Below are 15,494 nucleotides of genomic sequence, written 5' to 3'. Positions count from 1 at the left end.
TTTCACCCGCGGCCGGAAAGAGGAATTTGAGAAGGCGCGGGCTTGGCGAGCGGCCGGACTTCGCCTTCGACCTCGTTGCCGACATAGACGCCGAATGCATCTTCCGTACGTTCGCGCGCATAGCGGGCAAGCATCGAACGCACTGCGGGATCGGCGATCTTCAGATCCGCGATCTTCTCGAGGTCGACAAGCCGCATCTGGCGATCGTCGGAATAGGATCCCTCGACCGTTCCGCGATAATAAACATGCGTGCGCCAGGGTTCGGCGGCATCGTCCCACACCGCGAACAGGAAGCCGAGCTGGGCGTCTATGGCCCTGGCGGCAAGGCGCCCTTTGAGGCTGCGCGCATCGTTGGGCGTGCCCAGTCCGCGCCCCGCAGGCAATTCATAAATCCCGTCGGCTGTTTCGACGAACAGCACACGGCCCTCGTTCTCGAGAATGGCGCCGACCTCCGTATCGGGGGGCGCCGCCGCCAGCGCCTCCTGGCTGAGGCCAGGCGTGACGTAGGTGCCTCTGCAATAACCGAGGGGCTGGGCTCCGTTGTGGCTGAAGTCGCGGACGCGGCCGATGAGGATCGAGTGATCGCCAGCATCGACCAGCTGCTCCATGCCGCAATCGAACACCGCAACGGAGCCGTCGATCAGCGGATTGCCGGTCCGGCCCGGTTGCCAGCTCACGGCCGCGAACTTGTCCGCTGCTTTGGAAGCGAAGATGCCGGAATGGGCCTTCTGGTCCTCTGACAGGATGTTGATGGCGAAACCTCTCGACGTCGAAAAAGCACTGTGCCCCAGCGCCCTCTTGGCGATGCAGACAAGCACCAGCGGCGGCTCGAGTGAGACCGAGGTGAAGGAGTTGGCGGTGAAGCCGCGCGGTTCGCCTTCCGCTCCGATCGTTGTGACGATGGTGACACCGGTCAGGAAGGAGCCGAGTGCGCGCCGGAATTCGCCGCTGTCAAAGACTGCATCCGTCTCCGGCCTCACGCCAGCGTCTCCTGCCGTGTCGAGAAATTCCATGATGTGTTTGGTCACTTTTTCAGGTGAAGCCATTGCCATCATGTGCCTTTCTCCATTGAGCACGAGGCATTGGCTGTGCGGCGCAAGCCTCGCCATCGCCGCCGACATGGCCGGGGTCGAATTGCTGTCCTGCGACCCGGTCATGAACAGGGCCGGTGCGGCAAGACCGGGGAGGGCATCGGCATGCTCGGCATCGGCACGGGCAAAGAGGCGATAGGTGCGCGCGTAGCCTTCGGGGTCGACCCTTTCAAGGGCGGCGCGCGCGGTAGAGGCCGCCCCGATAAGGTTCGCCGGCAGCGGGTCGCCGAACCAGCGGGCAAGCGTAGCCGCAATGGCGGAACGGTTGCCATGGGTGCCGAGCGCGGCCGCCCGCTCGCGCACGGCCTGCGTCAAGGCCGCGGGGCGGCGGAACACCGCGTTGAGGCACACGATGGCGCGAACGCGCAAAGGGGCGCGAAGGGCGATTTCCAGTGCGACCAGCGCGCCCATCGAATGGCCGACGATCGACACCGACGCCACGCCAAGATGGTCGAGCAGGCGAACCGCCTGATCGGCGAAATCCGACAGGCTGGCTTCTTCCGGCGGCAGCGGTGAAACGCCGTGGCCGAGCATGTCGATGGCGATCAGGTCATGATGGTCTTTCATCGCCGCGATCTGATCGTGCCAGATCGCGGCGTTCATGCCGACACCGTGAATGAGCAGAACCGGCGCGCCGGAGCCGGCGCGGATGAAGCCGGTGCCGTCCGGAGCCGTGTCCCGGACCCATGCGGTGGCAGCGACGTCAGCCATGCAGGTCTCCGACCTCCTTGAGGTCCTGATAGCGGTCGCCGATACGATGGTGCGGGCGGCCACCAATCGAAGCGCCAAGCGCCACTACCAGCTCATCGGGCGCTGGCGCGTCGCCGATTTGGAAATGTACGGTCAGATAGTGGGAGCGGCGGCCTTCGTCGTTCTTGTCCATCAGCGGGATCATGATCGGGGTGTTCGGCCCTCCGCGCAGATTGGTGAAGGCGAGATAGGTCTTGGCGCCGACCGCGCGACGGTAATGGTTGCCGAAATGCAGCGTATGGATCAGCGCCGATGCATGCTCGATCTCGCCCGCCGTGCCGCAGACCGCGGCCTTGCCATAACCCTCTATCGCCTCGCCGGAACCGGCGACGGCGATGATTTCGCGGGTCAGCAGTTCACCGAGGACGGGAGCAATAGCGCGGATCTCCGGCGACAGGTCGTCGGTGAAACCGCGGCCGGCCCAGGGATTTGTCAGCACAGCCGCGACACCGATCAGACGCAGCGGTTTTGGGGCTTCCTTGCCGCCCTCGATTAACGTGTTCTCGATGTACGTGACGATCTTTCGAATGGCTGGTTTCATGAAAGTCCTCGGTCGCCACGGCGCTGTGCAACGCCGAAATCTTTACATCATCTTATGGTATACCATACTATGGAGCACCAGAAGCCTTGTCAATCGGCTATGGAATCTGTTTTGTGGCCGGATCGGGGTAGGGAGAGAAAATGTCAGGCGATACGCTGCGGATCGACCGCTCTGCCAAGACGCTGAGGACGCTGGCGCTGGAGCGCATGCGTGAGGCGATCATGGGCTTCCATTTCCAGCCTGGTGAAAGGCTGGTCGAGCGGCCGCTATGCGATCAGCTCGGGGTAAGCCGTTCCGTCGTGCGCGAGGTGCTGCGGCAGCTGGAGGCGGAAGGCCTGGTGCAGATGATACCGGGCCACGGACCCGCCGTGGCCAAACCGGATCTCGGCCGCACCGACGAAATCTATGAATTGCGGGCGCTGCTCGAGGGCATCGCGGCGCGGGCTTGCGCCCTGACAGCCACGGACGCGCAGATCGCCTCGCTCGATGCCGCCTTGACGAACCTGCTTGAGGCGTGGGCGTCCGGTGCGCCTGTCGAGGTGATGCGGGCAACGACCAAGTTCTACGAAACGCTGTTCGAGGCGGCGGACAAGCGCATTGCCTGGGAAATCGTGACGGGGCTGAATGTCCGCATCAACCAGCTCCGCTCAATGACGATCGCGTCGGAGAACCGCCGCGAGCCGGCGATCGCCGAAATGACCGAAATCATGGATGCAATCCGGTCGCGCAAGCCGGACGAGGCGGAGGAGGCGGCGCGGCGGCATGTCGAATCCGCGTGGCAGATCGCCCGCAACACGCTTCGCCTTGGCTGACTGGTATGCCGCCGGCGGTCCATCGTTCCACGGCAGGCATCTAACTGGTGCGTACAGTGACATGTGTGACATGCCAATTTGCTTTCAGTTGCGGCGGCAAAATCGTATATCGGGTCAGTTAGGTGTGCATCTCTTGCCAAATTGCTCTGTCATTCGAACGGAGTATCGGACGGACTGAGACAGAAAAAATAGTAAAATGAATATGTTACGCCACAAAGTTGCCGTGGCGCCGATGATGGATTGGACGGACCGGCACTGCCGGTTCTTCCATCGCCAGCTGACGCGCGAGGCGCTGCTCTACACCGAGATGGTGGTGGCCGATGCGGTCATCCACGGCGCACGCGAGCGGCTGCTCGGCTTCGACGACAGCGAACATCCGGTTGCGCTGCAACTCGGCGGCGCCGATCCGGGAAAGCTGGCCGAGGCGGCGCGCATCGGCGAAACCTTCGGCTATGATGAAATCAACCTCAATATCGGCTGCCCGTCCGACCGCGTCCAGTCGGGCACTTTCGGCGCCTGCCTGATGAAGACGCCCGTGCTCGTCGCGGATTGCGTCGCGGCAATGAAGGCGGCGGTGAAAATACCGGTTACCGTCAAGTGCCGCATCGGCGTCGATGAGCAGGATCCGGAACCGGCACTCGATGCGTTGGCCGATGGTGTTTTCGCGGCCGGCGCCGACGCGCTGTGGGTGCACGCCCGCAAGGCCTGGCTGGAAGGACTGAGCCCAAAGGAAAATCGTGACATCCCACCGCTCGACTATGACCGCGTCTATCGGCTGAAAGCCAGAAAACAAAACAAATTCATCGGCATCAACGGTGGCATTCAATCTCTCGCAGAGGCGCTGACGCATCTCGACCATGTCGATGGCGCCATGCTCGGCCGCGCCGCCTATCACACGCCAGGGATACTGACCGGCATCGATGCCGCGTTTTACGGCAGCACAGCTGAGTCGTTCGATTTTGCCGCACTGATCGATGCCATGGCGGATTACGCGTCACGCCATATCGAGCAGGGCGGACGGCTCGGGCATGTCACCCGGCACATGGTCGGGCTGTTTCACGGCCTGCCCGGTGCACGCCGCTATCGGCAGATCCTGTCCACCGAGGCGACAAAGCCCGGTGCCGGACCGGAGGTGATCAAGACGGCTTTCGCAGAGGTCGATTTCGGCCGGACCGCAGAGGCGGCCTGAGGAAAAACTTAATCCCGCAAAATCATGCGATCGCCGCGTACGTCGAAACCCGATAGCGAGCCGATGAAATTCATACCGAGAAGGCTCTGGCCGAGCGTGCCTGGTGCGGCGATCATGATGGGCATGTCCTTGCGCACGATGCCGCCGATCGACAGTTCGTCGGTTCGCACCGCCGCCGCGCGTGTCATGCCGTTGGCGGTAGAGATCGGTATGGTGAAGCGGAGAGCCGCCGAATTGAACCCGACCGCCAGCGCGTCCTCGGCGGTCAGAACGGTGCTGGTCGCGCCGGTATCGACAACCGTCAGGATCGGCGTGCCGTTGATCGTGACGCGCGCTTCGAAATGGCCGCTGCCGGCCTTGTCCAGGGTGACGGTGGCATGGCCTTCTTCCACGCCCAGCGCCAGCGGACTGCCGGGAACAAGGCCGGCGGTGACGCGGCTGGCGAAATCCTGCAACTCATAGCGGTACTGATAGCCGGCGATCAGCGCCAGCACGATGGCACCCCAGGCGCCGAGGCTGCGGGCCATGGTGCCCAACGGCCTGCCCGATCTGACCAGGCCGGCGCCGACGAGTGCCGCTAAGGCGCCAAGCCAGATCAACTGGCTGAAATCGTAATTCTCGATGCCGAACGTACTGCCGGCGGAATCGTTGAGCATGAGCAGGAGCACACCCGCCCCGATCGCGACGATCAGAATCCACAACAGTCGGTTCATCTCTGCGGCCGGTTCACGAGAGGGCGTCGCGTTCGCGTGCCATGCGGCTGCGACGGGTTTCCCGGCGGGGGCGTCGCTCGACCGTTTCCAGCCTTGCCGGCAGCTCGGCCATGACGCTGCGGCGGGTTTGCGGGGTCATGTCGATCCAGGCGGCGATTTCCTCGCGCGTGCGCCCGCAACCGAAACAGAAGCCGGTTTTCATGTCGATCGAGCAGACCAGGATGCACGGGGATTCAATGGCCGTCATAAGGATTTCCTTGGCTAGCCTCCACATGGTGCAACGACAAAGTCAATGCAAGCCCTCCGGGAAGCGCCGCCAACGAATGCTTTCGCGTCAATACCGCCAAGTTGTACCAGGCCTGGAGGTTGTGCCGGCTTGAGGTTGTGCCGGCTGGCCAAGGCGGCTATGCCGCTCACCAATCCACACGGACGATCGCCATCGACATGACCAGCGCGCTGCCTTTCGACGATTTTCGCGACCTCCTGGTGAGCCTGCCGCCGGGAGATATGGCGGCCAAGGCCCGCGTGCGCCAGTTGTTTGCCAAGGCAGACAAGCCCAAAGGCTCGCTTGGCCGCATCGAGGACATCGCCGCCTGGCTTGCCGGGTGGAGCGGCCGCGCGCCGCCGGCGGTGACGCGGCCATTGGTGGCGATCTTTGCCGGCAATCATGGCGTCACCCGTCACGGCATTTCGCCGCGCCCCGCCGCCGCCACGGCAAATGCAGTCGAGCTCTGCGCCGCCGGCGGTGCAGCGATCAACCAGATCTGCATCGCCAACGATCTCGGCTTGAAGGTGTTCGATCTGGCCCTGCACATTCCGACAGCCGACATTACGGAGGATGCGGCACTGGACGAGCGCGGTTGTGCCGCTACCATGGCCTTCGGCATGGAAGCGATTGCCGGCGGTACCGACCTGCTTTGCCTTGGCGACCTCGGCGTCGGCAATTCGACTGTCGCCGCGGCCCTTTGCACGGCACTGTTCGGCGGCACCAGCGCCGACTGGGTCGGCCCTGGATCAGGGGCGGACGCGGCGATGCAGAGGCGCAAGGCGGAGGTGGTCGATGCCGCGGTCGCGTTTCACGGCGCGAGCCTCAAGGACCCGCTGGAAGCGCTGCGCCGGGTCGGCGGGCGGGAATTCGCCGCGATCTGCGGCGCCATTCTGGCGGCGCGGATGCAGAAGATCCCGGTGCTGCTCGATGGGTTTGCGGTGACTGCGGCCGCTGGTGTCCTACATACCGCCAACCCCGCCGCGCTCGATCACTGTCTCCTCGCAAGCCTGTCGCCAGAGTCTGGTCATGCCAAGGCCGCCGAGCGCCTCGGCCTTCGCCCGCTGCTCGATCTGGGCGTCAGTCAAGGCGAGGGGGTAGGGGCGGCGCTTGCCGCCGGCCTGGTCAAGGCGGCCGCGCTGACCAGCTCCGGCATGGCAGCCGCGGTCCGCGGTTAAGCATTCAGCGCCGGCGCGAGGCAACCGCCTTGGTCGGCAGCGCCGGCAGTTCCTCCATCACCCGGCTCAGCGGGAAGATGGCGATCGCCTCGGTGCCTTCGCGCAGCCTGGAATGGAGCTGGAATTCGCCGCCATGCATGGCCAGCAGGCCTTGCACGATCGGCAGGCCAAGCCCGGTGCCCTGTTCGGCGCTCTTGATGGCGATCGAGCCCTGGCCGAAGGCCGAAAGCACGATCGGAATCTCGTCTTCCGGTATGCCCGGCCCATTGTCCTTGACGGAGAGATATTGCCCGCCGCCCGCCGTCCAGCCGACGCGCACGCGGATTTCGCCGCCGGTGGCGGTGAACTTGATGGCATTGGACAACAGGTTGAGCGCAATCTGCCGCACCGCGCGTTCGTCGGCGAACAAGCGCGGCAAGGCGTTTTCGAAATCCTGGACGATGCGGATGTCCTTGTTGCGCGCCTTCAGCTCCATCATGTGGCAGCAATCCTCGACGACGGAGAGCAGCATCATCGGCTCCTCGTTGAGCTGGTAGCGGCCCGCTTCGATGCGCGACAAATCGAGAATTTCGTTGATCAGGTCGAGCAGATGCTGTCCGGAGTCGTGCACGTCACGGGCATAGTCGCGATAGGTCGGGTTGCTCATCGGGCCGAGCACCTCGTTGGCCATCACTTCGGAAAAGCCGAGAATGGCGTTGAGCGGTGTACGCAGTTCGTGGCTCATCGAGGCCAGGAAACGCGATTTCGCCAGATTGGCGTCTTCCGCCCGCCGCCGTGCCTCGTCCGACATCGATTTCGCCGTCTCCAGTTCGGCGATCAGCGCATCCTTTTCGGAGCGGAACGACAGGAGCATCAGCGAGGAACGGTTGAGCTGGCGCGCCACATAGGCGAAGAAAGGCAACGAGGCGATCAGCAAGCCTGCCATGATCACTTCGACCGGCATCCATAATTTCGCACTGGCATAAGCATAGATGGCGACCGGGAGGGCGAAGGTCGCCAACAGCGCACCGCGCAGGGACGAGGCCAGGATCGCGGTTGCCGACATGGCGAGCAGCAGCACCACCGCCTTGGCGACCTGGAACTGATCCATTTGGCAAGTTTCGCAGCCGAGCCATGCGAACCAGGCCCAGCCAAGCCCGCACAGAAAATGGCCGATCAGGAAATCCCTATGCGTTTCCAGCGGGTTGAGCTCGGACGCTTGAGTGACGCGTCTGGCCATGAATGCAACGATGGTATAGCAGATGAATGTGAACAGCGCCCAGACGCCGATCTCCTTGCCGATGCCCGCGAGCAAGCCTGCCGCGGCCGTTGCCAGAACGAGCAGCGGAATGACGATCACGCCGCCGGTCATCGAAAGCGCGTGGAGCTTCAACAGCTCGCGGTCGAAGTCGGGATTTCCGGCTTGCTGCGAAAGACGGTCGCGCGTCTTGCGCACCGCGCGCGCGACATCGCTGTTGCGATGGCGTTTTCTGCGGTCCACAATAAACTTGTCCGCCGTGGTCGAGCGTTGCAGGGGCATGAAGTCTTCAATTTACGCGGGCAGCAATTTCAAATCGTTAAGCTACGTTCGAATGATTAACCAACGGTTTGCCATATGAGCCGTTCGTGGTCGCGATGGCCGCGCCAGCGATACTATGCGCCACGTCCGCGAAGCCTGTGGCGCCGACTAATGGACTATGGGCTGACACTCATCGTGCTCGGCCTGGCGATCCTCCTGGCGGCGCGCCTCGACCGGGTGGAGACGCGCAAGACGGAGGGCGTGGCCATTGTCAATGACGGCGATAGCATCACGCTCGGCGGCGAGCGTATCCGCATGCGTGGCATCGACGCGCCGGAATATTCGCAGATCTGCCGCAAGAACGGTGCCGACTATCCCTGCGGCAAGCTCGCGCGGCAGTCCCTGGTGCGGTTGATAGCCGGCAAAGCGGTCTCCTGCAGCGGCTGGCAGCGCGACCGCTACGGCAGGCTGCTCGGCGACTGCAAGGCCGGCGGCAAGGATCTCAACCGCGCACAGGTCGAGGCCGGCTGGGCGGTCGCCTTTGGCGATTTCGAGACCGAGGAAGCTGCTGCGCGCGCGGGCAAAGCCGGCATCTGGGGCGGAACTTTCGACGAGCCGAAGAACTGGCGCGAGAGCCACGGCCACGAGCTGGTCGAAAGAAAGCACGGCACCTTGGCGTCGATCGGCGATGCCTTGCGTGAAATTTTTCGCTTCTGGTGAGTTGTGCCTATAGTTCGTCGGGACGGACGAGGAGGATGGAGATGAAGCTGTTCGACGGCGGGCGCGCGCCCAATCCACGTCGGGTTCGGATTTTTCTGGCCGAAAAGGGACTTCAGGTTCCGTTGGTGCCCGTAGACATGGGCGCGCTGGAGCACAAAGAGCAGCCGGTCAGCTCGCGCAACCCGCTGAAGCGTCTGCCAGTGCTCGAACTCGATGATGGCACCATCATCACCGAGTCCGTCGCAATCTGTCGCTACTTCGAGGAACTGCACCCCGAGCCGGCTTTGTTCGGGCGTGGCGCACTCGGCAAGGCAATCGTCGAGATGTGGCAAAGGCGTGTGGAGTTCAATCTGTTCGGCTGCGTCGCCGCGGCGTTCCGGCATATCCACCCCGCGATGAGGGAATGGGAGATCCCGCAAATCCCCGAATGGGGCGAGGCTAACAAGCCGAAGGCGATCGATTTCCTGAAATTCCTCGATGCTGAGCTCGCCAGCAGGGAATTCGTCGCCGGCGATGCCTATTCGATCGCCGACATCACCGGGCTGGTCGCCATCGACTTCATGAAGCCGGCTCGCATCAAGGTACCTGAAGAGTGCACCAACGTGCTGCGCTGGCATCAGGCAATCTCGAGCCGTCCGAGTGCCGCCGCCTGACAATGAATTCCGAATGAGCGAAGAGTTGGAAGCCTTGACGGCGCGGGTACGCGCCTGCCGCATCTGCGTTGATAAGCCGGCCGGCAGGCCGTTGCCGCACCAGCCGCGTCCGGTGCTCAGGCCATCGTCGAGCGCCCGCATCCTGATCGCCAGCCAGGCGCCGGGTACCAAGGTCCACGTCTCAGGCATGCCGTTCACCGACGCCTCCGGCGACCGGCTGCGAAGCTGGCTGGGCGTCGGCAGCGAGGAATTCTATGACACGGACAAGTTTGCCATCGTGCCGATGGGCTTTTGCTTTCCCGGTCAGGACGCCAGGGGCGCCGACCTGCCGCCGCGCCGCGAATGTGCGCCGGCGTGGCGCGTATCGCTGATGGCACTGATGCCGCAAGTCGATATGGTGCTGACGATCGGCATCTACGCGCAAAGCTGGCATATGGGCGCGGCGCGCCGTCCCTCGCTGACGGAAACGGTCATGGATTGGCGTGCCATCTGGGCGGCGGCAACCGACCCGAAAGTCCTGCCGCTGCCGCACCCGTCCTGGCGCAACACCGGTTGGCTGCAGCGCAATCCATGGTTTGAAATGGATTTGCTGCCCTTTCTGAGATCGGAAATCCGCTATCGCCTCGGCTAGGCATTCAGCAAGAAATCACTCGCTTTCGCACTATGCGGCAGAATTTCTTTCTTGTAATAGGCTCGAGCAAGAGGGATTATGGTAATCCATTCCTCGAAGCGCGCCGCGCATGAGGGGACGCGCGTTAAATTCTTGTTTTTATGCATGTCGTTGTGCCAAGGCCGCTGCGCACTTGGACGACTTGCATCAGGGGAGCACCCAATGGACCGCCTTGATAGAAAAATTCTCCGCCTCCTGCAGGAGGATGCGACGCTTGCAGTCGCCGACGTCGCCAAGAAGGTCGGCCTGTCGACGACGCCGTGCTGGCGGCGCATCCAGAAGCTCGAGGAAGAGGGCGTCATCAAGCGGCGCGTCGCCATCCTCGATCATGAAAAGGTCAATGTGCGGGTCACGGTGTTCGTCTCGATCCGCACCAATTCGCACAGCCATGAATGGCTGCGGCGCTTTTCGGAGGTCATCCAGGAATTCCCGGAAGTGGTCGAATTCTATCGCATGAGCGGCGACGTCGACTATCTCTTGCGCGTCGTGGTGCCCGATATCGCCGCCTACGACGCCTTCTACAAGCGGCTGATCGCCAAGATCGAGATCCGCGACGTGTCGTCTTCCTTCGCCATGGAGCAGATCAAATACACGACCGAAATGCCGCTGGATTACATGATGCTCGACAAGGAGTCCGGCGCGAACGCCGCCTGAAGCCCGATTGATTTGTGAGGTCGGGCGCAACCGGCTCCAGCACCCGCCCAGCCTGCTGCAGAGATGACAGTTGACGGAGCAAACTCTAATATTCGGTTTTCGCAACGAGGGCACCGACAGTGTTCGTTTGATAGTCGAGCCGTGGGCGGAAGAATTTGACATCCCAGGAGAATCGGCGGCTGAAATATCGATATTTTTCACGGCGCCAGGTAGGATAGACAGCCAGCATACTCATGGCACGTTTGTGATATGGCTTTGGGAGGGGTGCCGCGCGATGGTATCCATAGATGGAACGGATTGCACGAACTCCATGCTTATTCCAGTTCCGTCTATTCCTTGAGTTAGCCCCGCTTAGTTCTTCTTTTTGTTGAGGAAACTCCAGGGCGAGTTGACCGGCAGTGTGATCGTGTCCGGCACGGTGTCGACATTGACCACCTCGGCCTTGCGCACGGTGTAGCCCGACTGGATGACGCTGACGCCGTCAAGGATGAAAAGCTGGCTCTTCTCCATGCCCGGCCGTAATGCGCCGGTCACCGAAACCGGCTGGTAGGCCTCGGACATCCTGTAAGGGTGTGCAGGCGTGACGAGGACGATCTGGTTGGGCGGCGGCGTCGGCATGTGGCTGCAGGCTCCCGTCCACGGCACCAGCAGGAATTGGTAGACGAGATCACCATCGCGGTCGACTGGCAGCGCATAGCCTGCGAGTTGCACGGTCTTGTCCTGCAAGTTGAGTGAGAGCGTCTCGCCATGATCCGGCATTTTGGCCGCGATCATTGGCAGTCCGACGCTTTCGGCGGCTGCCTGGGTCGCCGGGCGCAGATCCTTCCAGAAAATATGCATCGTCCCGGCGCAAGCGCTGTCTGCCACAATGGACACGAACACCGCGGCCGCCAGGATCGCTCCTGATTTGAGACGGTTGCTCATTGCTGCTCCATTGTTGAGCCTTGATCAGCGGCCTATGCCAGCAAGTAAAGCTGCCGCTGTCGCCAAGGTCAACGTTCAAGCCGCATCACATGCCGGCGCGAGCCGGTCATGCCGATCTCGCGAAAGCCGCGGGCGACGAACATGTCGCGAAAACCCATGAAGCTGTAGCTCGGCGAAGCCTGGTCGACGGGATAGGCTTCGATCGTCTTGGCGCCTTTGGCAAAGGCGTGATCGATGGCCGCGTCGAGCAATGCGCTTGCCAGCCCGCCGCCGCGCAGCGCTCTCGGTACATAGAAGCAGACGATCGACCAGATGCCCATCTCGCTATCGTCCTGCTGCCGTGACAGCTTGCGGTAGGTCTCGCGCGGCGCAATCGAGCACCAGCCGACGGTCCGGCCATCGATCTGGGCGACAATGCCGACCGGCGTGCCGGCGTCGATCAGCGTCATCATCGCGCGTTTCTTCTCGTCGTTCTCGACATGCTCGCGGCGGTCGAGATTGCGCCAAGCCATACACCAGCAGTATTTCGGCCCGCCGGGTTGCTCGAACAGGTTTTCGAAATCGGCGCGCGTCGATTGCGTCACCTCCGTGAAGCGCACTTCGCTCAGGTCAAGCTTTTCTGGCGGCGAGCCGCTCGAGCGTCTTGGCATCGGAAAGTTCCTTCACGGCATCCTTGCCGATCCAGCGAGCAGTCCTGTCTGTCGAGGCCGCCAATTTTTGCGCCAGGGCAAGGGCAGGGCCGTGCAAATTCATCGATCGCTTGCCGATCGAACGAAGCGCCCAGTTCACGGCCTTCTTCACAAAATTGCGGCCGTCGGTCGCATGCGCCTCGATGATCGACAGGAATTCGAGGAAGGTCGTCTCGGGTTCCTTCTTCCGGTGGACTACCGACCAGGCCATCATCGCAAAAGCCGTGCGTCGAACGAATTCCCGTTCGTCGACCGCGAATTCGGCGATCAATTCCTTCCAGCAATCCGTATCGACAAAGAGATCGGAGACCCCGTCGACGATATCCCACGAGTCGAAAGTCGCCGCCCATCGTCTTGCATCCGCGGCGGAGAACCGCTCCGGATCGGCTGTCACGGAAGCGATGAACTGCGCCTCCACGATGCCTGTCTGCCAAAGCTCAAAGGCACGCTCATGGTTGCGCTTGATTTTCTTGGCAATCTGCCGCTGCACGCCATGCGAGATACCGAGCGCACGTTCGATCTTGATGCCGTAGCGCAGCATGCCAAGTCGATTTTCCTCCGAGGCGATCAAGCGCAGATGAGCGACGATTTCATCGGCGCTGGATTGAGGCGAAAGCTCGGCCACGGTGAAATCCTATTTCTCCAGCCGCGCCAGCAGCGAGGACGTGTCCCAGCGCTTGCCGCCCATCGCCTGCACGTCCTTGTAGAACTGGTCGACAAGTGCCGTCACCGGCAGTTTGGCGCCGTTGCGGTCGGCCTCGGCGAGGCAGATGCCAAGATCCTTGCGCATCCAGTCGACGGCGAAGCCGAAATCATATTTGCCGGCATTCATCGTCTTGTGGCGGTTCTCCATCTGCCAGGAACCGGCCGCACCCTTGGAAATCACCTCGATTACCTTGTCGATGTCGAGCCCAGCCTTCTTGCCGAAATGGATACCCTCCGCCAGGCCCTGAACGAGGCCGGCGATGCAGATCTGGTTGATCATCTTGGTGAGTTGGCCAGCCCCGGCCGGTCCCATCAATCCGACCATGCGGGCATAAGCATCTATGACTGGCTTGGCCCTGTCGAAGGCGTCGGGCTCGCCGCCGACCATCACGGTCAGCATGCCGTTCTCGGCGCCTGCCTGACCGCCGGAGACCGGGGCGTCGAGGAACAAAAACCCGAGCGCTTGCGCCTGCTGCGCCAGTTCGCGCGCGACCTCCGCAGATGCCGTGGTGTTGTCGATGAAGATGGCGCCTTTCTTCATGGAATTGAAGGCGCCTTCGGCACCGGTCGTCACCGAGCGCAGATCGTCGTCATTGCCGACGCAGGAAAAGACGAAGTCCTTGCCCGCGGCCGCCTCTGCTGGTGTCGCGGCGAAGCTGCCGCCATGCTGGGCAACCCACTGCTCGGCCTTCGCCCTGGTGCGGTTGTAGACGGTGACGTCGTGACCGCCCTTGTTCTTGAGATGTCCGGCCATCGGATAGCCCATGACGCCAAGACCAAGAAATGCCACCGAAGCCATGTTTTCGAATCCCTTAGAAGCCTGCTTTGCGGTCTTCTTACCGGATCAGGCAAGGCGATGGGAGTCAGCGGTGTAGATGGATGGTGATGCGCCGTTCGATCCACTCGACGCCGTGGCGCAATGTTTCCACGATGATCAGATAGATGATCGCCGCCCAGATATACGACTGAAAGTCGAAGGTGCGCGCATAGGTGAGCCGGGTGATGCCCATCAAATCGTAGACCGTGATGATGGCGACGATTGCCGAGCCCTTGATCATCAGGATGATCTCGTTGCCATACGGGCGCAACGCGACGATCAGCGCCTGCGGCAGGATGATCTTCCACATCGTCTGCAGTTTGTGCAGGCCGAGCGAGGCGGCACCTTCCCACTGGCCCCTCGGCACGCTCTCGATCGCGCCACGCAAAATCTCGGCCTGGTACGCCGCCGTATTCAGCGAAAAGGCGAAGATCGCGCAGTTGAACGCTTCGCGGAAGAAGCCCCACAGTCCGACCATCTCGAGCTCCGGCCGGAAGGAGCCGACCCCATAGTAGACCAGGAAGGTCTGCGCCAACAGCGGCGTGCCGCGAAAGAAATAGACATAGGCATAGGCGAACCCCGAAAGGATCGGGTTCTTCGACATGCGTGCATAGGCGATCGGCACGGACAGGATCGCGCCAAGCACAATCGAGATGGCAACCAGCAACAGGGTGATGCCGAGGCCGGATATGTAGCCGGGTGCATATTTCTGGAAGAACTCCGGGTTCCACGCAGCGACCAGGTAGACGACCATGCCAATGCCGAGAGCGATCCACAGGCCGACCAGGACATGGCCGAGGATGCGTTGGCGCGACCAGCCGCGTGCGGGCGGCGGCGGCCGGTCGACTTTCAGCGTGTCGGTGGCAAGGCTCATCTCTTGACCTCGCTGCCGCCGACCGCTCGTTCGATCGCGTTGATGCCGAAGGAGGAGACGATCGCCAGCAGGAGATAGATGAGGCCGGCAAAACCGTAAAACAGGAACGCGTGCTTGGTGACGCGAGCGGCAACCCCGCTCTGCCGGAGGATCTCGTTGAGGCCGACGGCCGAGACGAGCGCGGTGTCCTTGAGCAGGATAAGCCAGAGATTGGCAAGTCCGGGCAACGCGATGCGGATCAACTGCGGCAGCACGATCAGCCGCATCGTCTGGCCGCTGGACAGGCCAACCGAATAGCCTCCCTCATATTGCCCTTTTGGAATGGCGCGGAAGGCGGATAAAAACACCTCGCTGGAATAAGAGGAAAAAATGAAGCAGAGCGCGATCATGCCGGCGACGAAGCTGTTGACGTCGGCGGACGTTCCGGGGCTCACCAGCCGGACAATGTACTGCAGGATCAATGGGATGCCGAAGAAGATCAGAAACAGCGTGAGCAGCTCGGGTATTCCGCGAAAAATCGTGGTGTAGATGTTCCCGGCCAGTCTCAGCGACGGCTCTTCCGACTGTTTGGCCAGCGCCACGAAAAAGCCGAGCGTCAGCCCGAAGGGCAGAGTGGCCAGCGCAAGACATACTGTGACAAACACACCCGCGGCGATGTCGTCGAGCCAGCCTTCGGGTCCCCAACTGAGAAGCGTCAGTGCGCTCTGCATCCGCCTGCCTGTTCTCCTTAAGGCTCTTTGAGACCCGTGCC

16 protein-coding genes and 2 pseudogenes are annotated in these 15,494 nt (G+C 62.4%); 7 read left to right on the top strand and 11 right to left on the bottom strand.

The annotated features are described in order from the left end of the window. Positions 1–2: 2 nt before the first annotated feature. Positions 3–1,802 (bottom strand): alpha/beta fold hydrolase, encoded by a 1,800-nt coding sequence (locus NKI16_RS21625; protein ID WP_023674995.1) that lies wholly within the window; start codon positions 1,800–1,802, stop codon positions 3–5. After that, a complete protein-coding gene (locus NKI16_RS21620) occupies positions 1,795–2,382 on the bottom strand; it encodes an amino acid synthesis family protein (protein ID WP_023674996.1) in 588 nt (195 codons plus the stop codon). The genes NKI16_RS21625 and NKI16_RS21620 overlap by 8 nt, the downstream gene beginning before the upstream one ends. Before the next feature lie 140 nt (positions 2,383–2,522). Between NKI16_RS21620 and NKI16_RS21615 the strand changes: the two genes are divergently transcribed. Continuing rightward, the gene (locus NKI16_RS21615; RefSeq protein WP_023674997.1) at positions 2,523–3,194 is read left to right on the top strand and encodes a GntR family transcriptional regulator; all 672 of its coding nucleotides are present in this window, start codon (positions 2,523–2,525) and stop codon (positions 3,192–3,194) included. 196 nt (positions 3,195–3,390) lie between these two features. After that, positions 3,391–4,383 (top strand): tRNA dihydrouridine(20/20a) synthase DusA, encoded by a 993-nt coding sequence (gene dusA, locus NKI16_RS21610; RefSeq protein WP_348625917.1) that lies wholly within the window; start codon positions 3,391–3,393, stop codon positions 4,381–4,383. An 8-nt stretch (positions 4,384–4,391) separates the two neighbouring features. Here dusA and NKI16_RS21605 read toward each other — a convergent pair whose 3' ends face one another. Together NKI16_RS21605 and NKI16_RS21600 are read right to left on the bottom strand one after the other, a co-directional pair. After that, entirely contained in the window at positions 4,392–5,096 is a 705-nt protein-coding gene (locus NKI16_RS21605; protein WP_023674999.1) for a TIGR02281 family clan AA aspartic protease, read from the bottom strand. A 13-nt stretch (positions 5,097–5,109) separates the two neighbouring features. Next, positions 5,110–5,343: a DUF1289 domain-containing protein gene (locus NKI16_RS21600; RefSeq protein ID WP_031193575.1), complete on the bottom strand. Its 234-nt coding sequence runs from the start codon at positions 5,341–5,343 to the stop codon at positions 5,110–5,112. A gap of 197 nt (positions 5,344–5,540) precedes the next feature. On the opposite strand from NKI16_RS21600, the gene NKI16_RS21595 reads away from it, so the two are divergent. Then, the gene (locus NKI16_RS21595; RefSeq protein WP_023675001.1) at positions 5,541–6,539 is read left to right on the top strand and encodes a nicotinate-nucleotide--dimethylbenzimidazole phosphoribosyltransferase; all 999 of its coding nucleotides are present in this window, start codon (positions 5,541–5,543) and stop codon (positions 6,537–6,539) included. Positions 6,540–6,543: 4 nt separating this feature from the next. On the opposite strand, the gene NKI16_RS21590 is transcribed toward NKI16_RS21595, so the two are convergent. Beyond that, entirely contained in the window at positions 6,544–8,058 is a 1,515-nt protein-coding gene (locus NKI16_RS21590) for a sensor histidine kinase (protein ID WP_023675002.1), read from the bottom strand. Positions 8,059–8,133: 75 nt separating this feature from the next. On the opposite strand from NKI16_RS21590, the gene NKI16_RS21585 reads away from it, so the two are divergent. From NKI16_RS21585 to NKI16_RS21570, 4 genes and pseudogenes are all read left to right on the top strand, one after another. Then, positions 8,134–8,757, top strand: a complete 624-nt coding sequence (locus NKI16_RS21585) for a thermonuclease family protein (protein ID WP_352621786.1) — start codon at positions 8,134–8,136, stop codon at positions 8,755–8,757. Between the two features lie 41 nt (positions 8,758–8,798). Continuing rightward, on the top strand, positions 8,799–9,410 hold the full coding sequence (locus NKI16_RS21580; RefSeq protein ID WP_023675004.1) for a glutathione S-transferase: 612 nt from the start codon (positions 8,799–8,801) through the stop codon (positions 9,408–9,410). Then, positions 9,350–10,041, top strand: a pseudogene (locus NKI16_RS21575) (uracil-DNA glycosylase family protein). Before NKI16_RS21580 ends, NKI16_RS21575 begins: the two are co-directional and overlap by 61 nt. A 201-nt stretch (positions 10,042–10,242) precedes the next feature. Next, positions 10,243–10,734 (top strand): Lrp/AsnC family transcriptional regulator, encoded by a 492-nt coding sequence (locus NKI16_RS21570; protein WP_023675006.1) that lies wholly within the window; start codon positions 10,243–10,245, stop codon positions 10,732–10,734. 351 nt (positions 10,735–11,085) lie between these two features. Here NKI16_RS21570 and NKI16_RS21565 read toward each other — a convergent pair whose 3' ends face one another. The 6 genes and pseudogenes from NKI16_RS21565 to NKI16_RS21540 form a co-directional block, all read right to left on the bottom strand. Continuing rightward, complete coding sequence (locus NKI16_RS21565; protein ID WP_023675008.1) at positions 11,086–11,658, bottom strand: DUF3299 domain-containing protein; 573 nt, start codon at positions 11,656–11,658, stop codon at positions 11,086–11,088. A gap of 68 nt (positions 11,659–11,726) precedes the next feature. Continuing rightward, positions 11,727–12,308, bottom strand: a complete 582-nt coding sequence (locus NKI16_RS21560; protein ID WP_023675009.1) for a GNAT family N-acetyltransferase — start codon at positions 12,306–12,308, stop codon at positions 11,727–11,729. Next, positions 12,268–12,972 carry a DNA alkylation repair protein gene (locus NKI16_RS21555; RefSeq protein ID WP_352621783.1) on the bottom strand — a complete coding sequence of 235 codons (705 nt, stop codon included), beginning with the start codon at positions 12,970–12,972 and terminating at the stop codon, positions 12,268–12,270. Before NKI16_RS21555 ends, NKI16_RS21560 begins: the two co-directional genes overlap by 41 nt. A 9-nt stretch (positions 12,973–12,981) precedes the next feature. Beyond that, positions 12,982–13,857: pseudogene (locus tag NKI16_RS21550) on the bottom strand (NAD(P)-dependent oxidoreductase); the annotation flags it as partial. A 58-nt stretch (positions 13,858–13,915) separates the two neighbouring features. After that, positions 13,916–14,743 (bottom strand): ABC transporter permease, encoded by an 828-nt coding sequence (locus NKI16_RS21545; protein WP_023675012.1) that lies wholly within the window; start codon positions 14,741–14,743, stop codon positions 13,916–13,918. Beyond that, positions 14,740–15,453: an ABC transporter permease gene (locus tag NKI16_RS21540; RefSeq protein WP_023675013.1), complete on the bottom strand. Its 714-nt coding sequence runs from the start codon at positions 15,451–15,453 to the stop codon at positions 14,740–14,742. The genes NKI16_RS21545 and NKI16_RS21540 overlap by 4 nt, the downstream gene beginning before the upstream one ends. Between the last annotated feature and the right edge of the window lie 41 nt (positions 15,454–15,494).

Origin of the sequence: Mesorhizobium sp. M0698, assembly GCF_040320455.1 — a bacterium.
Taxonomy (GTDB): Bacteria; Pseudomonadota; Alphaproteobacteria; order Rhizobiales; family Rhizobiaceae; genus Mesorhizobium.
The sequence above is the reverse complement of the archived record's forward strand: the minus strand, read 5'-3'. Positions and strand labels throughout refer to the sequence as shown.

What these genes read in the sequence shown, in the direction of transcription:
- NKI16_RS21545 (WP_023675012.1), bottom strand. Translation starts at nt 14,743, where the DNA reads ATGAGCCTTGCCACCGACACGCTGAAAGTCGACCGGCCGCCGCCGCCC.
- NKI16_RS21590 (WP_023675002.1), bottom strand. Translation starts at nt 8,058, where the DNA reads ATGCCCCTGCAACGCTCGACCACGGCGGACAAGTTTATTGTGGACCGC.
- NKI16_RS21580 (WP_023675004.1), top strand. Translation starts at nt 8,799, where the DNA reads ATGAAGCTGTTCGACGGCGGGCGCGCGCCCAATCCACGTCGGGTTCGG.
- NKI16_RS21625 (WP_023674995.1), bottom strand. Translation starts at nt 1,802, where the DNA reads ATGGCTGACGTCGCTGCCACCGCATGGGTCCGGGACACGGCTCCGGAC.
- NKI16_RS21565 (WP_023675008.1), bottom strand. Translation starts at nt 11,658, where the DNA reads ATGAGCAACCGTCTCAAATCAGGAGCGATCCTGGCGGCCGCGGTGTTC.
- NKI16_RS21620 (WP_023674996.1), bottom strand. Translation starts at nt 2,382, where the DNA reads ATGAAACCAGCCATTCGAAAGATCGTCACGTACATCGAGAACACGTTA.
- dusA (WP_348625917.1), top strand. Translation starts at nt 3,391, where the DNA reads ATGAATATGTTACGCCACAAAGTTGCCGTGGCGCCGATGATGGATTGG.
- NKI16_RS21595 (WP_023675001.1), top strand. Translation starts at nt 5,541, where the DNA reads ATGACCAGCGCGCTGCCTTTCGACGATTTTCGCGACCTCCTGGTGAGC.
- NKI16_RS21585 (WP_352621786.1), top strand. Translation starts at nt 8,134, where the DNA reads ATGAGCCGTTCGTGGTCGCGATGGCCGCGCCAGCGATACTATGCGCCA.
- NKI16_RS21540 (WP_023675013.1), bottom strand. Translation starts at nt 15,453, where the DNA reads ATGCAGAGCGCACTGACGCTTCTCAGTTGGGGACCCGAAGGCTGGCTC.
- NKI16_RS21560 (WP_023675009.1), bottom strand. Translation starts at nt 12,308, where the DNA reads ATGCCAAGACGCTCGAGCGGCTCGCCGCCAGAAAAGCTTGACCTGAGC.
- NKI16_RS21605 (WP_023674999.1), bottom strand. Translation starts at nt 5,096, where the DNA reads ATGAACCGACTGTTGTGGATTCTGATCGTCGCGATCGGGGCGGGTGTG.
- NKI16_RS21570 (WP_023675006.1), top strand. Translation starts at nt 10,243, where the DNA reads ATGGACCGCCTTGATAGAAAAATTCTCCGCCTCCTGCAGGAGGATGCG.
- NKI16_RS21615 (WP_023674997.1), top strand. Translation starts at nt 2,523, where the DNA reads ATGTCAGGCGATACGCTGCGGATCGACCGCTCTGCCAAGACGCTGAGG.
- NKI16_RS21600 (WP_031193575.1), bottom strand. Translation starts at nt 5,343, where the DNA reads ATGACGGCCATTGAATCCCCGTGCATCCTGGTCTGCTCGATCGACATG.